The sequence below is a fragment of the Lysobacter sp. A289 genome (assembly GCF_054072675.1).
The window spans coordinates 1,810,016-1,829,870 of the sequence record NZ_JBSVRN010000001.1 but is presented as its reverse complement, the minus strand read 5'-3'; the positions used below and the strand labels follow the sequence as shown (position 1 = coordinate 1,829,870).

Below are 19,855 nucleotides of genomic sequence, written 5' to 3'. Positions count from 1 at the left end.
ATGATCCAACCTCGGCAAGGAAGTATGTGCATGACCGCGACGGCGATAACCATTGGCGTGGCAAGCGAGACTGCCCCCGGCGAACGCCGTGTTGCGTTGATCCCTGAAACAGCGAAAAAACTCACTGCTGCCGGTGCCAAGGTGCGCATGCAACGTGGTGCAGGGTTGCGAGCAGGCTTCGACGATGAGGCTTACCGGCAAGCCGGGGTTGAGCTGATGGATGATGCCGAGTCCGCGCTGCGCGATGCGGACCTGGTCCTGTGCGTACAGGCACCGCCGGTGGAATTGCTGGGGCAGTTGCGCGATGGTGCCGCGCTGGTCGGACAGCTCGCCCCGCAGGCAGACGCGGCGCGCGCCGAAGCAATCACCTCGCGCGGGTTGCTGGCCTTCCCGCTGGAGCGCCTGCCTCGAACCACCCGCGCGCAGGCGATGGACGTGCTCAGCTCGCAGGCCGGCATGGCCGGTTACAAGGCCATGTTGATCGCCGCCCAGCTCAGTCCGCGTTTCTTCCCGATGCTGACTACCGCGGCGGGAACCATCCGGCCCTCCAAGGTGCTGGTGGTCGGGGCGGGGGTGGCCGGCCTGCAGGCGATCGCGACCGCCAGGCGCCTGGGCGCACAGGTGGAGGGTTTTGATGTCCGTCCTGAAACCCGCGAGCAAATCGAATCATTGGGAGCCAAGTTCCTCGATCTGGGGGTCAGCGCGGCGGGCGAGGGCGGGTATGCGCGTGCACTGACCGATGAGGAGCGCGCCGAGCAGCAGCGTCGGCTTGGCGAACACCTCAGGGTGGTGGATGTCCTGGTCACCACGGCGGCCGTACCTGGCCGGCCTGCGCCGAAGATCATCAGCGAGGCCATGGTGGCGGGAATGAAAACCGGGAGCGTGATCGTCGACCTGGCCGCCGAGACCGGTGGCAACTGCGAGTCGACCCGGCCGGGCGAGACCATCCAGGCGGACGGCGTCACCATCGCCGGGCCGCTTGACCTGGCCAGCAGTGGTGCGACCCACGCCAGCGAGATGTTTGCCCGCAACGTATTCAACTTCGTCGGCCTGTTCCTTGTCGACGGAGCCACCCAATTCGACTGGGACGATGAATTGCTGGCGAAAACCGTGTGGCCGGAACGACCAGAGGCGGTGTAACCACGGCGATGGCCCGCGCTATCGCGAGCCGCTTCAATGTGTGCCGGACGCTTGGGTGAGCGCGTCCGCGACACGGTTATGATGCGACCAACACCTTGCGGAGAAGCAACGATGGGCGATGGACTGATGGGGCTCTATATCTTCATGCTGGCGGCGATTGCCGGCCACGTGATCATCGCCCGGGTGCCGGTCATCCTGCACACCCCGCTGATGTCTGGCTCCAACTTCATCCATGGCATCGTGCTGGTCGGCGCGATGGTGGTGTTGGGCCATGCGGACACCACGGTTGAGAAGGTCATTGGTTTCGTCGCGGTATTGCTCGGTGCGGGCAATGCCGCTGGCGGTTACGTGGTGACCGAACGCATGCTGGACATGTTCAAGCCCAGCAAGCCGGCCGCAAAATCCGGCGATCACTCCGACGATCAGCCAGGTGGCCCGGCGTGATGGCTGACGGGTGGCAATCGCTGTTGGCGGCGAGCAGTTACTTCATCGCCGCAACCTTGTTCCTGCTTGGTTTGCAGCGGATGGCCTCGCCACGCACCGCGCGTAGTGGCATCCGGTGGGCGGGCGTCGGGATGGTAGTGGCGACGGCCGCGACTTTCCTGCTGCCGGGGCTGCACAACTTCGAGCTGATCGTGGTCGCGTTGGTGATTGGCACGGTTGCCGCGTGGGTTTCCGGGCGCAAGGTGGCGATCACCGACATGCCGCAGATGGTGGCGCTCTACAACGGCATGGGCGGCGGCGCGGCGGCGGGGATTGGCGCGGTGGAGTTGCTGAAATTCTCGTCAATGACGTCGGGCCAGCCGGCCGCGGCATCCGCCGACGCCGTGACGCCGGTGCTGTCGGTGTTGGTGCTGGCGGTATTGGGCGCGGCCATTGGCGCGGTATCGCTGTCGGGCTCGGTGATCGCGTGGGCCAAGCTCGATGGGAGGCTGGACAGGCGGGTGGTGTTTCCGGCCCAGCAGCTGCTCAGCGCCGTGGTCTTCATCGCGATGCTGGTGGCCGGTGGCTGGGCGGTGGTGTCGCTGGAGGTGCCGGTGATCATCGCGTTCTTCGCCTTGGCGCTGCTGCTGGGCGTGTTGATGACACTGCCGATCGGCGGGGCCGACATGCCGGTGGTGATCTCGCTGTACAACGCCTTGACCGGCCTGGCCGTCGCGTTCGAGGGTTTCGTGCTCGGCAACCAGGCGCTGATCATTGCCGGCACCATGGTCGGTGCGGCCGGCATGTTGTTGACGCGGCTGATGGCCAAGGCGATGAACCGGCCAATCAGTGGGGTGCTGTTTTCCCACTTTGGCGGCGGTGGTGAGGCACAGGAGATTGACGGCACGCAGAAGCCGATCGAGGCTGGGGATGTCGCCGCGATGATGGCGTATGCCGAGCGGGTGGTGATCGTGCCCGGCTACGGCATGGCGGTGGCCCAGGCGCAGCACAAGGTGTGGGAGCTGAGCCAGAAGCTGATCGAGCGCGGGGTCAAGGTGAAGTTCGCGATCCATCCGGTTGCCGGCCGGATGCCCGGCCACATGAACGTGTTGCTGGCCGAGGCAGGCGTGCCGTACGACTTGATCGTCGACATGGACGATATCAACCCGGAGTTTCCGCAGACCGACGTGGCACTCGTGATTGGCGCCAACGACGTGGTCAACCCGGTGGCGAAAACTGACCCCGCCAGCCCGATTTACGGCATGCCGATCCTGGACGTGATGAATGCCAGGAACGCAGTGGTGATCAAGCGCGGCAAGGGCACCGGCTTCGCGGGTATCGAGAACGCGCTGTTCTATGCCGACAACACCAGGATGCTGTACGGCGATGGCGCGGAGATGGTCGGCGCACTGGTGTCGGAGCTCAAGGCGCTGGACGGCTGAGGCATCGGGCCGCGCAAGAACGACCTGGTTTGGCGAGGCAGCCCGTCAGGAGTTCGCTCAGCGGGTGGTCAGCGCAGCCACCAGCAACGCCAGCGACAGCCAGGCCAGATCCGCAGCGTCGTTGGCCAGCCCCGCCAGGGTCCACGCGTGGTGGAAACCCAGCCGGGTGGCCGAATCCCACGGCAGCAGGCCCAGCATCGCGCCCAGGTGGGAGGCAATGATGCCCCAGTTGGCCAATGCCACGATCGCGGCCGTGGACAGCACCGCCAGCAGCATGCGCCCCACGCCCGCACGCCAACCACCCAGGCGCAGGATCACGGCGACGTCCAGTGCGCCCACGACCGCCATCCAGCTCTTCTGGGAGTCGGTGTAGACGGCCAGCATCACCCAGATTGCAGCGAACCCGCAGATGCCCAGCCCCAACAGCAGGCGCGAAAGTGCCCAGTGCGAGAGCCGGAACCTGCGGTCAGTCAATCGTGAGGATGGAGCCATGGAAAGGGATGTCGAGTCGGGCCGCCGTGCAGCATAGCGGGCGCGCGACCAATGGCATATTGGACTAGAATGGTGCTAATTCCAGAAAGCCGGTCTTGGCGGCCTCCCACATGTATTCACGCAACAGCGAACCGGTCCGTTTCGAGCGCGACTGTCCTGCCGTATTGGTCCCCCAGGGTGACGTGGTCAACTTGCCCGCCGGCACCACGGGTTACATCACCCAAAGCCTGGGAGGCAGTTACACCGTATTCGTGGATGGCAACCTGTTTCGTATCGCCGGGGAAGACGCAGATGCCATTGGCAAGGAGCCTCCCGAACCGCTGGAGCTTGCCGATGGCGCGGATGAAGGCGCTGTCGAGGAACTGGTGTGGAAGCAGTTGCGGACCTGTTTCGACCCCGAGATTCCGATCAACGTGGTCGATCTGGGGCTGATCTACGAGGCCACCGTAAAGGCGCATCCGCAACAAGCGGGACAGCGGCTGGTCGAGGTCAGGATGACCCTGACCGCTCCGGGTTGTGGCATGGGTGAGATCCTGGTGGCGGACGTCAGTGACAAGCTCAAGATGATTCCGACGGTCACCGAAACCGACGTGGAGCTGGTGTTCGAGCCACCTTGGAACCGCCACATGATGTCCGAGGCCGCCCAGCTCGAGACCGGGATGCTTTGAGGCTTGATCACCCGCTGCGTTCCGTCGAACGCTGATGGGTGACGGTTCCATGACTCCCTGCATCCTGGGCATGCTGTAGCGTGTATTTTTTCCAGCGTTTGTGGAGGAGCCCATGCATGGCCCATACCCTTTTTTTCGCGCCGGGCTTGCGGTCGCATTGGTCGCTGGCATGAGCGCTTGCGCCGTGGCGACGGGGAATCCGGAGCCGCAGGACCTGACGCCGGTGCCAACGGTGGATGACGCCGTTGCGTTACCGGCAGTCACGCCGGCTCCGACAAAGCTCGGCGAACTAACCGGTGAAGGCCCCTACCAGCGCTTCATCGTGAAGTATCGCGATGGCAGCGTTGCGGCGCAAAGCCCGGCAGCCGCGCGCGCCCAGCTGGAAGCCAGTGCTGCCGCCAGTGGTCTGCACGGGGCTGCGACGGGCCAACCATTGCAACTGGATTGGCAGCGCCGCCTGGCGGTGGGTGCCGACGTATTCACCACGTCGCGTCCATTGGACCGGCAAGAGGCGGCGGCCCTGATGGCGCAGTTCGGCTCGGATCCACAGGTTGAATACATCGAGATCGACGGCGTTGCGACGATCCAGCAGGGGTCGAAGGTGCCGCCGCCGGAACCGATTGGCGGCGACCTTTAGAGCGCCTCGAACCGGTTCGCTTCGACGTTCTTGCGCACCTTGGTCGGGTCCCAGATACGACCGTTCATGGCGATATAGACCCCGGCCGGCAGCGATTGCACCGCGCCGACGGCGGTGCCGATATTGAACTGGGCGTCGGAGCCACGGAATCGTGCGGGGTTCAGCGCACCGGTCAGCACGATGGCCTTGCCGGGGATGCTGGCCAGTACCTTCGCCGTCTCCACCATCGAGTCGGTGCCGTGGGTGACCAGCACGCAGCGCGCGTCCTGTGCCGCAATCGTTGCCCGGATCAGCTCGCGGTCATCGTGGGTGATATGCAGCGAATCCTTGCGCAGGATCGGGATCACCCGATAGCGGAACGCGACCCCCAGATCCTCCAGGATCAGTCCGATCTGTGGCTCGCCGATCTGGTAATCCGACTTGTCGTCAAAATAGATCTTGTCGATCGTGCCGCCGGTGGTGACGATGCAGAGTTGGTCCATGGGGCTTCGCGTTGCGGGTTGACCGACGATTATAGGCACCGGCGTTGCCAGGGTGGCAGGTCTACGAGCGCCTCGCTCCGAATCGTGCACGCAGCCCAGGCAGGTTTGCGGCGAATATCACCACCAGTGCCAGCAAGGTTTCCATCAAGGCGAACCCCAGCTCGGCCGGGCGTGTCCATGCCGCCATGATCCCGTGGCTGAACCAGGCCAGCGCCAGTACCGAAGCCCAGAACCCGGCCGTGCGCCAGCCAAACCATGCCGCGATCCCCAGCGCCAACGGCGGCAACCCAAATACGGTCAAGGCGACCCAATCGCGCGCCGGCGCAAACCATGCCGCATACAGCACCGCCAATCCGATCAAGCCAAACACCAGCGACATCGAGCGGGCCGGATGCGACCGTGTTGTGGTCTCGGGTTCGCGCGGCGTACTCATCCCAGCCTCCCGGCAATCATCGCGACCCGCTTGCCGAGCGCCCGCGCCAGGTGCGCTTCCTCGTCGCTGATTGGCCGGTCATCGCCCGTGCCAGTGACGTGGCTGGCGCCGTATGGTGTGCCGCCGGTTTGGGTGGTACTGAGCAGCGGCTCGGTAAACGGGATCCCCACCAGCAGGCAGCCGTGGTGCAGCAGCGGCACCATCATTGTCAGCAGGGTCGACTCCTGACCGCCGTGCATGGTGGTGGTGGAGGTGAACACCGCCGCCGGCTTGCCCACCAGGGTGCCGCTCGCCCATTGCCCGCCCAGCCCGTCCAGCCAGTGCTTGAGCGGCGCGGCCATGTTGCCGAAGCGGGTCGGGCTGCCAATCACCAGCCCGGCGCATTCCTCCAGGTCGCGAGGTTCCACGTAGGGCGCTCCATCCTCCGGCACCGATGGTGCGACCGCCTGGGTGACTGCGCTGACCGGCGGCACCGTGCGCAGCCGGGCACTCATGCCCGGGATCTCGCCGATCCCGCGTGCAATCTGCCGCGCCAACCGTGCGACCGCCCCGTTGCGGCTGTAGTAAAGCACCAGAATTTCCGCCATTAGCCTTGCGCACCCAGCATCAAAGCGCTCAAGGATAGAGGAAGCCGCTGCCGTCATCAGTTAACCTGCTGTGGATGGAACCACTGGACTCCCTCAACCGCTGGAGCGAGCGCGTGCGCGATCGCCCGCGCGTGCTCAGCTTCCTGCGCTTTCTTGGCAGGCGAGTGCTGGGCGACAACCTGTTCCAGGCCGCCGGCGCGTTGTCGTACACCACCGTATTCGCCTTGGTGCCGCTGTCGATGGTGGTCTTCGGGGTGCTGTCCGGATTCCCGGTGTTCGCCGAGTGGAGCGAGCGGCTGAGTGATTACATCTTCTCCAACTTCGTGCCGTCCGCGGCGCGCTCGGTGGAGGGGTACCTGTTGCAGTTCTCCAGCAATGCCGGCCAGCTCACCACGGCGGGCATTGTCGCCTTGGTGGTGTCGGTGCTGATTACCCTGAACGGCGTGGAAGTCACGTTCAACCGGATCTGGCGGGTCAAGGCGACCCGGCCCAAGGTCGGTCGCTTCCTGGTGTACTGGACCGTGCTGACGCTGGGGGCCATCATTGCGGCGGCCAGCCTGGCGGTGTCGGCGCGTTTCTTCTCGCTGTCGGTTTTCGACACCACCGCCGGGCACGCCTTGGAAGTGGTGATGCTGCAGGTGGCGCCGATGGTGTTGGAACTGATTGCATTCTCGGCGATCTATCGCGTCGTCCCCCATCGCACCGTGCAGTGGAGGCATGCGATTGCCGGCGCGGTGCTGGCCACCTGCCTGTTCGAACTGGTTCGCTGGGGGTTGGGGGTGTACCTGGGCACCTTCGGCAACTACTCGCGGATCTACGGCACCGTCGCGTTCGTGCCGATCTTCATGATGTGGATATTCCTGAGCTGGGTGGGTGTGTTGCTGGGCGCATCGCTGGCCTCGTCCAGTTCTGCATTCCGCTATCAACCGGTATCGATGCGCCTGCCGGTTGGATACGAGATATACGGCTTGATGCGGCTGTTGGCGCGTTTCAACGAGGCGCGCGAACGCGGGGAGGGGCTGCATAGCGAGGATATCCAGCGCCTGGAACCGATCCTGACCGACGCGCTGATCCAGGAAATGCTTGCCCAGCTAGGCGGGATCAATGTGGTGCGGCGCGCCGACGACGGACAGTGGCTACTTGCCCGGGACCTCGACAACCTGGCACTGGGCGAGATCTACGAGGCCTGCCAGCTGCGCATCCCGATCGCGGAGGTGCACTTGCCGTGCCGGGACGATGCCTTGGGCAAGTCCGCGGTCGCCGCCCTGGATGATTTGCGGATACCCTTGCGCGACCTGCTCAAACGCCGGGTTTCCACCATCCATGCCGAGGACTGAACCATGACCCGAATGAGCGCTGCCGTATTACTGGTTGCGGTACTGCTGGCAAGCCTGCTCGTCGCCTGCCAGCCCGCCGGGGACCCCGCGACCGAGTCGGTTGTTGCGTCGCCGTCGCCGGAGTCGACGGTGGCTGTGCCGGACTCGCCAGGCACGGAAGTGACCACGCCAGGACAGGCCGCGCCGCCAGCAGACGCGGCCAATGTTCCGGTCTTGCAGGTCACCACCATCGATGGCGCCCCTTACGATCTGGCCGACCATCGTGGCAAGTGGGTGGTGGTGAATTTCTGGGCCACCTGGTGCCGGCCGTGCCTGGAGGAGATGCCGGAGCTGTCTGCCCTGGATGCGATGCGCCAGCACATCGAGGTGATCGGATTGGCGTACGAGGACATCCAGCCGGCGGACTTGAAGGCATTCCTGGCGGAGCACCCGGTGGTGTACCCGATCACCATCGTCGATACCTACGATCCGCCGGTCGGCTTTGACACCCCGCGTGGGTTGCCGATGACCTACCTGATCGCGCCCGACGGCAGCGTGGCCAAAAAGATCCTTGGCCCGGTCACCGCCAAGGAGATCGAGGCGCTGATTGCCGCTACGTAAGCGGCACCGATGGAGATGGTGCGGTGCCTCAGCCGGCGCTCATCGCGAGCACCGCCGACGCGAAATCGCTGGCGAAGCCGTCCATGTCGAACACATCGCTATCGCGGCGACGCTGATCCAGCCTGGACCGGACCGTATCCAACTGTCGGGGGTTGCGACCCAACTCAATGGCGCGGGCGATGAACGACCGGTCGTCGAGCATGTTCATCTCATCCATCCCGAGATGGTGGTTGAGGCTACCGGCGACGCGTGAAGCGAAGGTCTGACCGGGCCGGGTCAGTACCGGGCAGCCGGCCCACAGCGCGTCAGAGGCGGTGGTATGGGCGTTATACGGCTCGGTATCTAGAAACAGGTCGGCGTGGCGAAGGCGCGCAAGATAGTCCGCATGCGGTTGCTTGGCCATGAACACCAGGCGTTGGGGGTCAACGCCTTCGGCCTGGGCCACCGCCCGTAACCGCTGGTCGGCATGACCCGGTCCGGACAGTAACCACAGCACGCTGCCGGGGACGCCATGCAACACCGCCAACGCACGCTTCACGCTGTGGGGGTTGAGCTTGTAGCTGTTGTTGAAGCAGCAGAACACAACACCGTTGCCATCGATTCGCGGCGGCAGGCCGCACTCGGCGCGCGGCGGTGGCGGCGCGACTTCGCGTGTGGTGTCGGAGGGCTGGAAGCAGCGGGGCAGGCGGACCACCTTTTCGCTGAAATGCGGTGCCAGCGATTCGGGCAGGACGAACCCATCCGCCAGCACGAAGTCGATCCAGGGCGCACCCGAGGTTCCCGGGTAGGCGAGCCAGTTGACCTGTACCGGTGCCGGCCGCATCGCCAGGACTTCCGGCGCGCCGCCGCCGCCCCAGCCGCGCAGGTCGAACAGCACGTCGATCCGGGCCTCCCGGATGGCCTCCGCGACGTCGGCATGACGGCGTCCGGCGACGTCATGCAACCGGGTCGCCCGACCGAGTCGCTCCCGGATCGGACTGCCATCGTCGGGATTGAGGGCGAACAGGTGAACGTCGATCCGCGCCTGGGTGGCCAGCGCTTCGAGTAGGGCTACCGTCAGCAGACCGGTCGGGTGGGCGCCAAACCCGTTCGACAACAAGCCGGCCCGCACCGGCCTGCTACTGGCGTGGATGGGTTGGCGCGTGGACAGCGGTCGCACGGCACGAGCGATGCTGGCCGAGCGCAGGCGGGCGCAGTGAAGTTGCTCGGCGGCGGTGCTGTCCTCGCTCAGGAACGCGAATGGTTCGATCGCGGCCTGTCCGCGGCGGACGGCGTCGCGAACCTGGGCCGACAGCCGGTCCAGATCGCGCCAATCGCACAGCTTGCGGCGCCAGGCCAGCAAATAGGCGGCCAGTTGGGGTTCGCCGGGGGCGAGGACATGGGCGCGTGCGTAGGCATCTGCGGCCGCTTCGGCCTCACCGATGTCTTCCAGTACATGGCCCAGCCAGACGGCGATGCCGGGATGGTCGGGCGCGTTGCGTGCCGCGGCGCGCAGGCTGGCCGCAGCCTGGGCGCGGTTGCCTTGCATCCATTGTGCGCGGCCCAGGCGCGCCAGTGCTTCAGGATGTCCCGGACGCAATGCCAGTGCACGCTGGCAGGCCGCCTCGCCGGCCTTGGCGTCGCCGGCGTCCAGTTCAGCTTCCGCCAGGACGATCCATGCCATCGGGTTGTGCGGTTCGCGGGCCACCGCTCGGCGCAGGTCATGGCCCTGGTCGATGGGCGGCATGGCTCAAGTCCCCTGCTTCATTCGCTGTGGGTCAGTCGCGCCAGTTCATCGGCCTGGTGCTCCTGCTGGAGCCGCTCCACCAGTCCATCCAGATCGCCGGTCAGGATGTTGGGCAGGTCGTACAAGGTCAGCCCCTCGATCCGGTGGTCGGTGATCCGGCCCTGCGGATAGTTGTAGGTGCGGATGCGTTGGCTGCGGTCGCCACTGCCAACTTGCAGCTTGCGGTCCTGGGCAATCGCGGTGGCGGCTTTGCTGGCCTGCTGCTCGGCCAGGGTGGCGCGCAGGCGCTTCATCGCGGTGTCGCGGTTGGCGTGCTGGCTGCGCTCGGTCTGGCTTTCCACCACGATGCCGCTGGGCAGATGGGTGATGCGGATTGCCGAGTCGGTCTTGTTGACGTGCTGGCCGCCAGCGCCGGAAGAGCGGAAAGTGTCGACCCGCAGGTCGGCCGGGTTGATCTCGATCGGCTCACCTTCGGGTTCCACCGCGATGATCGCGACGGTGGCCGCCGAGGTGTGGATGCGGCCCTGGGACTCGGTCTCGGGCACGCGCTGGACCCGATGGGTGCCCGATTCGAACTTCAGCCTGGAGTAGGCGCCGCGGCCTTCGACGCGGGCGATGACCTCCTTGAAGCCGCCGTGCTCGCCTTGGCTCGCCGATTCGACCTCGACCCGCCAACCGTGGCGCTCGGCGTAGCGCGAGTACATCCGGAACAGGTCGCCGGCGAAGATCGCCGCTTCGTCGCCGCCGGTGCCGGCGCGGACTTCCAGGTAGAGATCGCCGTCATCGCGCGGGTCTTTCGGGACCAGGTGGGCGAGCAGCTCGGCGTCCAGCTGGTGCAGGCGTTCGGTGGCGGCGGTGATCTCCTCGTCGGCCAACTCGCGCAGTTCCGGGTCGTCACGCATGGCCTGGGCGGCGGCGAGATCGGCGTTGGCCGCGGTCTCGTTGGCCAGTGCGATGGCAACCGGCTCCAGTTGCGAGAACTCGCGCGAGAGCTGGCGGAAACGCTGGTTGTCGCCGATCACGCCGGGATCGGCGAGCAGGCGCTCCAGCTCCTCGCGCCGTTCGACGAGGGCTTCGAGCTTGCGGCGCAGGCTTGGGGTCATGGGTTCTCGTCGTCCGGGGTGCTGCCGTCGATCGGGAACAGCTTGTCGGTGGCCCGTGCCAGCTCCGTGTCTCCGGTCCAGGCGGCCTCGCGCAAAGCGATGGTTGGGGCATGCAACAGCCGGTTGGTCAGCGTGTGGGCGAGGAAGTCGAGTACGGCGGAAGGCTCCTCGCCGGCAGCCAGCTGCGCTTTGGCTTTCGCCAATGCCTCGGCCCGGGCCGCTTCGCCATGGGCGCGCAGGCGCTTGAGCGGGGCGGTGCGGGTACGACCGATCATCGATTCCATGAAGCGGGCGACCTGCACCTCGACGATCGCCTCTGCTTGATTGGCGGCCTCGCGGCGCCCCTGACGATTGTCCTCGATCGATCGTTCCAGATCATCGACGGTGTAGAGATAGACATCGCGCAGGCTGGCGACATCGGCAGCGATGTCGCGCGGCACCGCCAGGTCGAGCAGCAGCATCGGTCGATGTTTGCGCGTGGCCAGCGCGGTGGCGACTTGTTCGCGATGCAGGATCGGCTCGCGCGCGGCAGTGGCCGATAGCACGATGTCGGCCTCGGACAGGTGCCGGTCCAGCTCCGCCAGCGGCAGGGCGACCCCGCCGTGGCGACTGGCCAGCGCTTGCGCGTGCGCCAGGGTGCGGTTGGCGACCAGCAGCCGCTTGACCTTGGCGTGCACCAGATGGCGCGCGGCCAGCTCGATGGTCTCGCCGGCACCGATCAGCAGCACGGTCGAATCTTCCAGCGCAGCGAATGATTCCTGTGCCAGGCGCACTGCAGTCGAGGCAACCGACACCGGATTGGCACCGATGCGGGTGTCGGTGCGCGCACGTTTGGCGGTAGTGAAGGTGTGCTGGAACAGCCCGTCCAGCCGGGTGCCCAGACTGCCGGCCGCGCGTGCGCTGGCCCAGGCATCCTTCACCTGGCCGAGGATCTGTGGCTCGCCCAGGACCAGTGAGTCCAGTCCGGTGGCGACCCGGAACAGGTGCCGGACCGCGTCCGCATCGGCATGCCGGTACAAATAATCGTGCAGCGCATCGCCGGAGCCGCCAAACTCACCAGGACAATTGGCCAGCCAGTTGGCTACGGCTTGGCCATCGTCGGTACTGACCGCATAAATCTCGGTCCGGTTGCAGGTCGACAACAACGCGACTTCCTGGACCTGGGACAGCGCGCGAAGGGACGCAAGCGCCGCCGGCAAGGTCTCAGCCGAAAACGCCACCCGCTCGCGCAGGCTGACCGGCGCGGTCTGGTGGTTGATGCCGAGAACATGCAAATTGGTTGTCGCCGAACTCATTGAAGATGCGTTACCGGTTCAGGTGCTTGCGATAAGCTGCTGGCTGCCGAAGGTCGGTATTCTACCGGCCCCGTGGAACGAGGATCCCGAATCCGATGCCAGCTGCCTTGCGCGCACTCGCCGCCAGTGCCGTCATTGTCGCCTTGCTGGGGCTGGTGGCGCCCGTCGGCCGAGCGTCCGAACCGGTCTTGGCGCCGGTCGATGACCCGGTCGTAGGTACGCTGGAGCCCTTGCTGGCCGCCGAGTTTGCACTGCAGGCGGGGAAGCTGGAGCAAGCCTCGCATTGGTATCTGGCAGCCGCGCTGGCCGCCGATGATGTCGCCTTGACCGAGCGGGCGACCCGCATCGCATTGTTGGCCCGTGACGAGCAAGCGGCCGGTCGCCTGCTGACACTGTGGCGCGAGCAGGGTGCCGAGGGAGTCGACTTGCTGGCCGCCGAAGCGGCCCTGGCGCTGCGTCGGGGCAACGAACGCAGTGCGCGCGGGTACCTGGTTCGACTGCTGGCCACGCCCGGGGATGAGGGCTGGCGCCAGGCGCTGAGCGTGATCGCCGCCGGAGCGCGTGACCCCGAGCAGGCTGCCGAGGTATTGGAAGCGCTGGTCAGGCAAGGTCGTATTCCGCCCCGTCTGCAAGCCTGGCTGGCGTTTGGTGGACTTGCCCAGAGGCTTGAGCAGCCGGCGCTGGCGAAGCGCATCGTCGCAGAAGTGGTCAAGCGGTTCCCGGGTGAGCCACGGGTGGCGCTATTGCATGCCAGCCAACTGCGCGAGGCGAACCAGGACGATCAGGCGCGCGACGTGCTGGACTCGGTGGCCGCCCGTGCGGAAGGTGATGCTGACCTGCGGCTGGCGATCGCCTACGAATACGACGCGCTGGGAGATCTCGATGCCGCCGCCGCGACCCTGGCTCGCGGACCACAGGACGACCATACCTACGCGTTGCGTGCTTCGCTGCTCGCCCGGGACCAGGACAACGCGGCATTGACCGCGTTGTACGACGAACTGCGCGCCACAGCCAATGCGCCGGATCCGCAGCGGCGCCTGCTGCTGGGCCAGATGGCCGAGTTTCTTGATCGCTTCGATGAGGCGCTGGGCTGGTACCAGGATGTGCCTGGCGGCCCGCAGCGCTGGCCGGCCCGCCTGCGCAGCGCCAAGGTGTTGTATGAGATGGGCCGGGGCGAAGAGGGGTTCAAGCTGCTGCGTGAGGTCCAGGCCAATGCAAGAGCACCCGATGACATCCGTCGCGACGCCTATCTGCTGGAGGCGTCGTTGCATGACAAAGGCCAGGACCCGGTGAGCGAGAAGGACGCGTTCTCGCGCGGCCTGGCGGCTTTCCCGGATGACCTGGAGATCCTCTACGCCCGTGCCTTGAGCTGGGAACGCGGTGACGATATCGCCCGTGCCGAGGCCGATTTGCGCAGGATCCTGGTGATCGAGCCGGAATCGGTCGCCGCGTTGAACGCCTTGGGTTACACCCTTGCCGACCGCACCGATCGCTATCAGGAGGCGCTGGAGCTGATCAATCGAGCGCGCGCAGCACAACCGGACAACGCGGCGATCATCGACAGTTACGGCTGGGTCCTGTATCGGCTCGGCCGAACCGAGGAGGCACTGGGTGAGCTGCGCCAGGCATTCGCGTTGCAGAAGGATGCGGAAGTCGCCGCTCACCTGGCTGAGGTGCTGTGGGCGCTGGGCAGGCATGACGAGGCACGCAAGTATTTCGAGGAAGCGCGTCAGCTGGATCCGGACAATCGCTCCTTGCAGCGGGCGCTCGAGAACACCGGTACATGAGCCTGCGTCACGGCATTGCGGCGTTGCTGGTGCTGCTGCTGGCGGCCTGTGTCGCCGCGCCGGTGCGGCCGGACCTTGGCCCGGCACAGCTCGCCGCCGCCGAGGCCGCCCAGCAGGCACGCGAGCAGACGGTGCGTGCGCAGCAGAACTGGTCGTTGATCGGCCGTATCGGGGTGTCCAATGACGGCAAAGGCGGCAGTGGCCGGATCGACTGGACCCAGACCGGACCGCGTTACCACATCGCCCTCAGCGCCCCGGTCACCCGGCAGAGCTGGCACCTTTCTGGTGGTGCCGGTGCTGCACGCCTGGAAGGCCTGGAAGGCGGGCCACGAACCGGCCCCGACGCACGCATGCTGCTGTTGAGCATCACCGGCTGGGACATCCCGGTGGTGGCATTGGCCGAATGGGCGCGCGGTGCCCGGGCGCAGGCGTTGGGCCCCGCACGGATCCAGTACGGCAGCAATGGCCTGCCGTGGCGGATTGAACAGGACGGGTGGGCAATCGAGTACGAATGGCCGCAAGCGGCCGCCTCGACCGGAACCGGCGCACTGCCTTCCCGCGTTGACGCGGTTCGTGGCAACGCACGGGTGAAATTGATCATCGACCAATGGCGCCGTGATCAGGGCGGCACCGATGGCGTGGGTGGCGAGCTGCCGCCGGCGACTTGATGGGCGCCTCTCTGGCCGGATTGGCGGCGAGCTGGAGCGCATGGCCGGCGCCGGCCAAGCTCAACCTGTTCCTGCGCATCCCGGGTCGCCGCGCGGATGGCTACCATCTGCTGCAAACGGTGTTCCGGTTGCTGGACTGGGGCGATACGGTTCACCTGCGTGTGCGCCCTGACGGTCGGATCATCCGTCACGGCGCATCGGCGACCGGCGTGGACGAGGCGGATGACCTGGCGGTCATCGCCGCAAGGCACCTGCAGGCGCTTGCAGGCACGCGGCTGGGTGCGGACATCCGGGTCGAGAAGAAGATTCCCGTGGGCGGAGGGTTTGGCGGTGGCTCGTCCGATGCAGCCACCGTGTTGCTCGCACTGGATCATTTGTGGGGTACCGGGCTGGGGCTGGAGAGGCTTGCCGCACTTGGTTTGCAGTTGGGCGCCGATGTGCCGGTGTTCGTGCGCGGCCACAACGCCTGGGGCGAAGGCGTGGGTGAATTGCTGACGCCGGTTCCGTTGCCGCCCGCGTGGTACCTGCTGGCCGACCCGGGAGTCAGGGTATCGACTGCCGAGCTGTTCCAATCCCCGGAATTGACGCGCGATGCCCGGGCCGCGACAATGTCCGACTTCGTTTCGGGTGTACCGCTCGGGAACGCGTTCGAGCCAGTGCTACGCAGCCGCGAACCAGCCATCGAGGCCATGTTCGCAACGTTGGCGCGTCATGGCTCGCCGCGCTTGACCGGGTCCGGCAGTGGTTGCTTTGTCGAGTTCGCCGACCGCGAACCTGCCCAGGCTGCGCTGACGGCGCTGCCATCGGGCATCAAGGCCTGGCTGGCACCGGGTGCGGTACGGTCGCCGTTGCATGTCGCTGTCGAGGCGGCCGCTGGATGCGGTCTGGATACAAGTGGTCAGGTACCAGTACGCAGTTGGCAAGACGAATCGGATACAGCGCGTTAGATAAACGAGTCACCCACAACCAGTTTTACAGGGGCGTCGCCAAGAGGCCCAAGGCACCAGGTTTTGATCCTGGCATTCGTAGGTTCGAATCCTACCGCCCCTGCCAACCCTGAAACACACCCGCCGCAAGGCCGGAGCTACGCGGAACATGTCTGTCCAAACTGATCGCAACTTGCTGGTCTTCTCCGGCAATGCCAACCGCCCCCTGGCCGAGGCGGTCTGCAAGGAGCTGGGCATTCGTCTGGGAAAAGCGCTGGTCAGCAGCTTCTCCGATGGCGAAGTCCAGGTCGAGATCGAGGAGAACGTCCGTCGGCAAGAGGTCTTCGTGATCCAGCCGACCTGCGCGCCCAGCGCGGAGAACCTGGTCGAGCTGCTGGTCCTGATCGATGCGCTCAAGCGGGCCTCGGTCAGCAGCGTGACCGCGGTGGTGCCGTATTTCGGTTACGCGCGGCAGGATCGCCGGCCGCGCTCCTCGCGGGTTCCGATCACCGCCAAGGTGGCGGCCAAGATGTTCAACTCGGTGGATTGCGACCGGGTGCTGACGATCGACCTGCATGCCGACCAGATCCAGGGGTTCTTCGACATCCCGGTCGACAATGTCTATGCGTCCCCGCTGCTGCTGGCCGATATCTGGCGTGCGCACGGCACCGACAACCTGATCGTGGTCAGCCCTGATGTGGGCGGCGTGGTTCGCGCCAGGGCCATCGCCAAGCGCCTGGACGATGCCGACCTGGCGATCATCGACAAACGTCGCCCGCGCGCCAATGTCTCCACGGTGATGAATATCATTGGTGACGTCTCCGGCAAGATCTGCGTGCTGGTCGACGATATCGTCGATACCGCCGGTACCCTGTGCGCTGCCGCTGCCGCGCTCAAGGCGCAAGGCGCGGTCAAGGTCGTGGCTTACTGCACCCACGCGGTGCTGTCGGGCCCGGCCATCAGCAATATCCGCAACTCCGAGCTGGACGAGCTGGTGGTAACCGATACCATTCCGTTGACCGACGCGGCGCGCGAGTGTGGCCGGGTACGTCAGCTCAGTGTCGCCGAGCTGCTGGCCGAGACGATCCGCCGCATCGCCGGCGGCGAGTCGGTCAGTTCGCTGTACGTCGACTGATCCCATCGTGCAGTCACGGGTATCCACCGTGCCTGCAACCAACGCTCACCTGGTCGCGGGTGAGCGTCCCTGCCGCCGCGAGGCGGCTCAATGCAAGTCCAAAGTGAGTAAACACAATGTCTGAGCACACCATCAAGGCCACTGGCCGGAGCGTCGAGGGGAAGGGTGCGAGCCGCCGCCTGCGTCGTGCCGGTTCCATCCCGGCCATTATCTATGGCGGCAAGTCCGATCCGATGCCGGTCCAACTGGACCAGGAAAAGATCTGGGTCGCCAGCCAGAACGAGTGGTTCTATTCGTCCATCCTGTCGATCGATGTTGACGGCAAGTCCGAGAGCGTGCTGTTGCGCGATATGCAGCGTCACCCGTTCAAGCAGATCATCATGCATCTGGACTTCCTGCGTATCGACGCCAACGAAACCCTGCGTGCACCGGTACAGCTGCATTTCACCAACGAGGACACCTCGCCGGCCGGCAAGGCCAACGACGTGATCGTGATGAAGGAGCTGACCCAGGTCGAAGTGGTCTGCCTGCCCAAGGATCTGCCGCCGTACATTGAAGTGGACCTGGGTGCGTTGGAGCTGGGCGACATCATCCATCTGTCGCAGGTCAAGTTGCCCGAGGGGATCGAGATCCCGAGCCTGGCGCTGGGCCCCGATTTCGACGTTCCCGTCGTCGTGGCGCGCAAGGGCCGGGTCGAAGTCGAAGAAGTGGTCGAGGGCGAAGACGAGGCCGAAGCGGCCGAAGTGCCTGCAGCCAAGGTCGAGAAGGACCAGGAGTAAGCCTGCGGTTCATCGGGGTGCCTGCTTTTACAAAGCGGTCTGCAGGCGCCCCGGTACGCGGCTTGTTCGCCTTCGATGGCCGGTTTGCGCCTCATCGTCGGGCTGGGGAATCCCGGGCCCGAACACCTCCGGACCCGGCACAATGCCGGGTTCTGGTTTGTTGACGCCCTGGCGGAGAAGCTCGGCGTCAGCTTCCGTCTGGATGCCAAATTGTTCGGTCAGTCCGTGAAGGTCGAGATTGCTGGTGAACAGGTCTGGCTGTTGAAGCCCGCTACCTTCATGAACCTGTCGGGCAAGTCGGTCACCGCAGCGCTGCGTTACTGGAAAATCGAGCCCGACCAGGCGCTGCTGGTACACGATGACCTGGATCTTCCGCCCGGTACCGCGCGGTTGAAGTTCGATGGTGGCCACGGTGGCCAGAACGGCTTGCGCGACACCATGCGCCTGCTGGGTCACGGGCAATTCCACCGGCTGAGGATGGGCATCGGGCACCCCGGGTACAAGGATCTGGTCACCCCCTGGGTGCTGGGCCGGCCGGGACGTGACGACGAGACGCTGATCCTGCGCGCAATCGATGATGCGATCGAGGTGTTGCCATTGGCGATCAGCGGCGATTTCAACGAGGCCATGAAGCGGCTGCATACGCCGCGCGCCTGAGTTCCACCCCTTCAACGAAAGTGAGTACATCGTCATGGGCATCAAATGCGGCATCGTTGGTTTGCCTAACGTCGGCAAGTCGACCCTCTTCAATGCCCTGACCAAGGCCGGCATCGCGGCGGCCAACTTCCCGTTCTGCACGATTGAGCCCAACGTTGGCGTGGTGCCGGTGCCCGACCCGCGGCTGAATGCGCTGGCGGAGATCGTGCAGCCACAAAAATGCATCCCGACCGCGGTCGAGTTCGTTGACATTGCCGGGCTGGTTGCCGGTGCGGCCAGTGGCGAAGGGTTGGGCAACAAGTTCCTCGCCCACATCCGCGAGGTCGACGCGATCACCCACGTGGTGCGGTGTTTCGACAACGACGACGTGATCCACGTCAATAACAAGATCGACCCGATCGCCGACATCGAGACCATCGACACCGAACTGGCGCTGGCCGACCTGGAAAGCGTCGAGAAGGCTTTGCAGCGCGCCGAACGCACTGCCAAGACGGGCGACAAGGACGCCAAGGTGCGGGTCGAGGTTCTGGCGCGGGTGCGCGACGGCCTGGATGCCGGCAAACCGGCCCGTGCGCTGGCGTTGTCCGAAGACGACCGGTTGGCGGTACGCGACCTGTTCCTGCTGACCCTGAAGCCGGTGATGTACGTCGCCAACGTGCTTGAGGACGGCTTCGAGAACAACCCGCATCTTGATGCCGTTCGCGCGCGGGCGGTGACCGAGGGCGCCGAGGTGGTGCCGGTATCGGCGGCGATCGAAGAGGAGTTGAGCCAGCTCGACGACGCCGATCGCGACGAGTTCCTGACCGACCTGGGCCTGGACGAGCCGGGTTTGAACCGCGTGATCCGCGCCGCCTACAAGCTGCTGGGGTTGCAAACCTATTTCACCGCAGGCGTGAAGGAGGTCCGGGCCTGGACGGTGAAGGCCGGATCCACCGCGCCGCAGGCGGCCGCGGTCATCCATACCGATTTCGAGAAGGGGTTCATCCGCGCCGAAACCATCGGCTACGACGACTTCATCCAGCACCGGGGCGAGGCAGGTGCCCGTGACGCCGGCCGGTTGCGCAAGGAGGGCAAGGAATACCTCGTGCAGGAGGGTGACGTGCTGCACTTCCTGTTCAACGTCTGAATCGTGCAAAGTTTTATCCCGCTTCCCGTTGACATCCGTTCCAGACCCCGCCAGAATTGCGGGCTCTTTGGAGGGATACCCAAGCGGCCAACGGGGGCAGACTGTAAATCTGCTGGCTTACGCCTTCGGTGGTTCGAATCCACCTCCCTCCACCACAAGCAATAAATCGATAGACTTACCATCCGTCGACGCAGTACCCAAGCAGGTTTGGTCCGGCGCGGGAGTAGTTCAATGGTAGAACCTCAGCCTTCCAAGCTGATGGTGCGGGTTCGATCCCCGTCTCCCGCTCCATTGCTGCCGCGACGTTCATCCTGCTGGAACAACTTGCTCACGTAGCTCAGTCGGTAGAGCACCTCCTTGGTAAGGAGGAGGTCACTGGTTCGATTCCAGTCGTGAGCACCACATTTTTCAA

The 19,855-nt window shown here is 65.6% G+C and carries 20 protein-coding genes, 4 tRNA genes and 1 pseudogene; 18 read left to right on the top strand and 7 right to left on the bottom strand.

Annotation, left to right across the window (positions count from 1 at the left end; translation table 11 throughout):
* Window positions 1-30: 30 nt before the first annotated feature.
* The 3 genes from ACW5DN_RS08490 (at window position 31) to ACW5DN_RS08480 (ending at window position 3,005) form a co-directional block, all read left to right on the top strand.
* Window positions 31-1,140 carry an NAD(P) transhydrogenase subunit alpha gene (locus ACW5DN_RS08490; RefSeq protein ID WP_456962263.1) on the top strand — a complete coding sequence of 370 codons (1,110 nt, stop codon included), beginning with the start codon at window positions 31-33 and terminating at the stop codon, window positions 1,138-1,140.
* Window positions 1,141-1,251: 111 nt separating this feature from the next.
* Window positions 1,252-1,584 carry an NAD(P) transhydrogenase subunit alpha gene (locus ACW5DN_RS08485; RefSeq protein WP_456962262.1) on the top strand — a complete coding sequence of 111 codons (333 nt, stop codon included), beginning with the start codon at window positions 1,252-1,254 and terminating at the stop codon, window positions 1,582-1,584.
* Entirely contained in the window at window positions 1,584-3,005 is a 1,422-nt protein-coding gene (locus ACW5DN_RS08480; protein WP_456962261.1) for an NAD(P)(+) transhydrogenase (Re/Si-specific) subunit beta, read from the top strand. Before ACW5DN_RS08485 ends, ACW5DN_RS08480 begins: the two co-directional genes overlap by 1 nt.
* Window positions 3,006-3,062: 57 nt before the next feature.
* Here the strand turns inward: ACW5DN_RS08480 and ACW5DN_RS08475 are convergent, their stop codons facing one another.
* Entirely contained in the window at window positions 3,063-3,497 is a 435-nt protein-coding gene (locus ACW5DN_RS08475; protein ID WP_456962260.1) for a hypothetical protein, read from the bottom strand.
* Window positions 3,498-3,607: 110 nt separating this feature from the next.
* Here ACW5DN_RS08475 and sufT point away from each other — a divergent pair, with 110 nt between their 5' ends.
* Complete coding sequence (gene sufT / locus ACW5DN_RS08470) at window positions 3,608-4,165, top strand: putative Fe-S cluster assembly protein SufT (protein ID WP_456962259.1); 558 nt, start codon at window positions 3,608-3,610, stop codon at window positions 4,163-4,165.
* 169 nt (window positions 4,166-4,334) lie between these two features.
* Complete coding sequence (locus ACW5DN_RS08465; RefSeq protein WP_456962258.1) at window positions 4,335-4,802, top strand: hypothetical protein; 468 nt, start codon at window positions 4,335-4,337, stop codon at window positions 4,800-4,802.
* On the opposite strand, the gene ACW5DN_RS08460 is transcribed toward ACW5DN_RS08465, so the two are convergent.
* From ACW5DN_RS08460 to wrbA, 3 genes are all read right to left on the bottom strand, one after another.
* Window positions 4,799-5,284 (bottom strand): asparaginase domain-containing protein, encoded by a 486-nt coding sequence (locus ACW5DN_RS08460; protein ID WP_456962257.1) that lies wholly within the window; start codon window positions 5,282-5,284, stop codon window positions 4,799-4,801. The two genes, ACW5DN_RS08465 and ACW5DN_RS08460, sit on opposite strands and share 4 nt — an antisense overlap.
* Window positions 5,285-5,345: 61 nt before the next feature.
* Entirely contained in the window at window positions 5,346-5,717 is a 372-nt protein-coding gene (locus ACW5DN_RS08455) for a DUF2069 domain-containing protein (protein WP_456962256.1), read from the bottom strand.
* Window positions 5,714-6,304: an NAD(P)H:quinone oxidoreductase gene (wrbA, locus tag ACW5DN_RS08450; protein WP_456962255.1), complete on the bottom strand. Its 591-nt coding sequence runs from the start codon at window positions 6,302-6,304 to the stop codon at window positions 5,714-5,716. The genes ACW5DN_RS08455 and wrbA overlap by 4 nt, the downstream gene beginning before the upstream one ends.
* Before the next feature lie 74 nt (window positions 6,305-6,378).
* Here wrbA and ACW5DN_RS08445 point away from each other — a divergent pair, with 74 nt between their 5' ends.
* Window positions 6,379-7,641 carry a YihY family inner membrane protein gene (locus ACW5DN_RS08445; protein ID WP_456962254.1) on the top strand — a complete coding sequence of 421 codons (1,263 nt, stop codon included), beginning with the start codon at window positions 6,379-6,381 and terminating at the stop codon, window positions 7,639-7,641.
* Window positions 7,642-7,644: 3 nt separating this feature from the next.
* Window positions 7,645-8,241, top strand: coding sequence for a TlpA family protein disulfide reductase (locus ACW5DN_RS08440; protein WP_456962253.1), 597 nt, complete (start codon window positions 7,645-7,647; stop codon window positions 8,239-8,241).
* 28 nt (window positions 8,242-8,269) lie between these two features.
* Here the strand turns inward: ACW5DN_RS08440 and ACW5DN_RS08435 are convergent, their stop codons facing one another.
* The 3 genes from ACW5DN_RS08435 to hemA are packed head-to-tail and all read right to left on the bottom strand — an operon-like array spanning window position 8,270 to window position 12,365.
* Window positions 8,270-9,967 carry an O-linked N-acetylglucosamine transferase, SPINDLY family protein gene (locus tag ACW5DN_RS08435; RefSeq protein ID WP_456962252.1) on the bottom strand — a complete coding sequence of 566 codons (1,698 nt, stop codon included), beginning with the start codon at window positions 9,965-9,967 and terminating at the stop codon, window positions 8,270-8,272.
* 17 nt (window positions 9,968-9,984) lie between these two features.
* On the bottom strand, window positions 9,985-11,070 hold the full coding sequence (gene prfA, locus ACW5DN_RS08430) for a peptide chain release factor 1 (RefSeq protein ID WP_456962251.1): 1,086 nt from the start codon (window positions 11,068-11,070) through the stop codon (window positions 9,985-9,987).
* Window positions 11,067-12,365, bottom strand: coding sequence for a glutamyl-tRNA reductase (hemA, locus tag ACW5DN_RS08425; RefSeq protein WP_456962250.1), 1,299 nt, complete (start codon window positions 12,363-12,365; stop codon window positions 11,067-11,069). The genes prfA and hemA overlap by 4 nt, the downstream gene beginning before the upstream one ends.
* A gap of 95 nt (window positions 12,366-12,460) precedes the next feature.
* On the opposite strand from hemA, the gene ACW5DN_RS08420 reads away from it, so the two are divergent.
* The 11 genes and pseudogenes from ACW5DN_RS08420 (at window position 12,461) to ACW5DN_RS08370 (ending at window position 19,845) form a co-directional block, all read left to right on the top strand.
* Window positions 12,461-14,152, top strand: a complete 1,692-nt coding sequence (locus tag ACW5DN_RS08420; RefSeq protein WP_456962249.1) for a tetratricopeptide repeat protein — start codon at window positions 12,461-12,463, stop codon at window positions 14,150-14,152.
* Window positions 14,149-14,820: a lipoprotein insertase outer membrane protein LolB gene (gene lolB / locus ACW5DN_RS08415; protein ID WP_456962248.1), complete on the top strand. Its 672-nt coding sequence runs from the start codon at window positions 14,149-14,151 to the stop codon at window positions 14,818-14,820. The genes ACW5DN_RS08420 and lolB overlap by 4 nt, the downstream gene beginning before the upstream one ends.
* Window positions 14,820-15,689, top strand: a pseudogene (ispE, locus tag ACW5DN_RS08410) (4-(cytidine 5'-diphospho)-2-C-methyl-D-erythritol kinase); the annotation flags it as partial. The gene lolB and the pseudogene ispE, both read left to right, overlap by 1 nt.
* Before the next feature lie 107 nt (window positions 15,690-15,796).
* Window positions 15,797-15,873: transfer RNA gene (locus ACW5DN_RS08405), tRNA-Gln, on the top strand.
* A gap of 42 nt (window positions 15,874-15,915) precedes the next feature.
* Entirely contained in the window at window positions 15,916-16,881 is a 966-nt protein-coding gene (locus tag ACW5DN_RS08400) for a ribose-phosphate diphosphokinase (protein WP_456962247.1), read from the top strand.
* 116 nt (window positions 16,882-16,997) lie between these two features.
* On the top strand, window positions 16,998-17,660 hold the full coding sequence (locus ACW5DN_RS08395; protein ID WP_456962246.1) for a 50S ribosomal protein L25/general stress protein Ctc: 663 nt from the start codon (window positions 16,998-17,000) through the stop codon (window positions 17,658-17,660).
* Window positions 17,661-17,735: 75 nt separating this feature from the next.
* The gene (gene pth / locus ACW5DN_RS08390; RefSeq protein WP_456962245.1) at window positions 17,736-18,317 is read left to right on the top strand and encodes an aminoacyl-tRNA hydrolase; all 582 of its coding nucleotides are present in this window, start codon (window positions 17,736-17,738) and stop codon (window positions 18,315-18,317) included.
* Window positions 18,318-18,351: 34 nt separating this feature from the next.
* Window positions 18,352-19,443: a redox-regulated ATPase YchF gene (ychF, locus tag ACW5DN_RS08385; RefSeq protein ID WP_456962244.1), complete on the top strand. Its 1,092-nt coding sequence runs from the start codon at window positions 18,352-18,354 to the stop codon at window positions 19,441-19,443.
* A gap of 69 nt (window positions 19,444-19,512) precedes the next feature.
* A tRNA-Tyr gene (locus ACW5DN_RS08380) sits at window positions 19,513-19,598 on the top strand.
* Window positions 19,599-19,660: 62 nt separating this feature from the next.
* Window positions 19,661-19,734 (top strand) — tRNA-Gly (locus tag ACW5DN_RS08375).
* Between the two features lie 35 nt (window positions 19,735-19,769).
* Window positions 19,770-19,845 (top strand) — tRNA-Thr (locus ACW5DN_RS08370).
* Window positions 19,846-19,855: the final 10 nt, after the last annotated feature.

Bases quoted from the DNA above. Each gene is read 5' to 3' on its own strand.
- ACW5DN_RS08490 (WP_456962263.1), top strand. From the start codon at position 31: ATGACCGCGACGGCGATAACCATTGGCGTGGCAAGCGAGACTGCCCCC.
- ACW5DN_RS08485 (WP_456962262.1), top strand. From the start codon at position 1,252: ATGGGCGATGGACTGATGGGGCTCTATATCTTCATGCTGGCGGCGATT.
- ACW5DN_RS08480 (WP_456962261.1), top strand. From the start codon at position 1,584: ATGGCTGACGGGTGGCAATCGCTGTTGGCGGCGAGCAGTTACTTCATC.
- ACW5DN_RS08475 (WP_456962260.1), bottom strand. From the start codon at position 3,497: ATGGCTCCATCCTCACGATTGACTGACCGCAGGTTCCGGCTCTCGCAC.
- sufT (WP_456962259.1), top strand. From the start codon at position 3,608: ATGTATTCACGCAACAGCGAACCGGTCCGTTTCGAGCGCGACTGTCCT.
- ACW5DN_RS08465 (WP_456962258.1), top strand. From the start codon at position 4,335: ATGAGCGCTTGCGCCGTGGCGACGGGGAATCCGGAGCCGCAGGACCTG.
- ACW5DN_RS08460 (WP_456962257.1), bottom strand. From the start codon at position 5,284: ATGGACCAACTCTGCATCGTCACCACCGGCGGCACGATCGACAAGATC.
- ACW5DN_RS08455 (WP_456962256.1), bottom strand. From the start codon at position 5,717: ATGAGTACGCCGCGCGAACCCGAGACCACAACACGGTCGCATCCGGCC.
- wrbA (WP_456962255.1), bottom strand. From the start codon at position 6,304: ATGGCGGAAATTCTGGTGCTTTACTACAGCCGCAACGGGGCGGTCGCA.
- ACW5DN_RS08445 (WP_456962254.1), top strand. From the start codon at position 6,379: ATGGAACCACTGGACTCCCTCAACCGCTGGAGCGAGCGCGTGCGCGAT.
- ACW5DN_RS08440 (WP_456962253.1), top strand. From the start codon at position 7,645: ATGACCCGAATGAGCGCTGCCGTATTACTGGTTGCGGTACTGCTGGCA.
- ACW5DN_RS08435 (WP_456962252.1), bottom strand. From the start codon at position 9,967: ATGCCGCCCATCGACCAGGGCCATGACCTGCGCCGAGCGGTGGCCCGC.
- prfA (WP_456962251.1), bottom strand. From the start codon at position 11,070: ATGACCCCAAGCCTGCGCCGCAAGCTCGAAGCCCTCGTCGAACGGCGC.
- hemA (WP_456962250.1), bottom strand. From the start codon at position 12,365: ATGAGTTCGGCGACAACCAATTTGCATGTTCTCGGCATCAACCACCAG.
- ACW5DN_RS08420 (WP_456962249.1), top strand. From the start codon at position 12,461: ATGCCAGCTGCCTTGCGCGCACTCGCCGCCAGTGCCGTCATTGTCGCC.
- lolB (WP_456962248.1), top strand. From the start codon at position 14,149: ATGAGCCTGCGTCACGGCATTGCGGCGTTGCTGGTGCTGCTGCTGGCG.
- ACW5DN_RS08400 (WP_456962247.1), top strand. From the start codon at position 15,916: ATGTCTGTCCAAACTGATCGCAACTTGCTGGTCTTCTCCGGCAATGCC.
- ACW5DN_RS08395 (WP_456962246.1), top strand. From the start codon at position 16,998: ATGTCTGAGCACACCATCAAGGCCACTGGCCGGAGCGTCGAGGGGAAG.
- pth (WP_456962245.1), top strand. From the start codon at position 17,736: ATGGCCGGTTTGCGCCTCATCGTCGGGCTGGGGAATCCCGGGCCCGAA.
- ychF (WP_456962244.1), top strand. From the start codon at position 18,352: ATGGGCATCAAATGCGGCATCGTTGGTTTGCCTAACGTCGGCAAGTCG.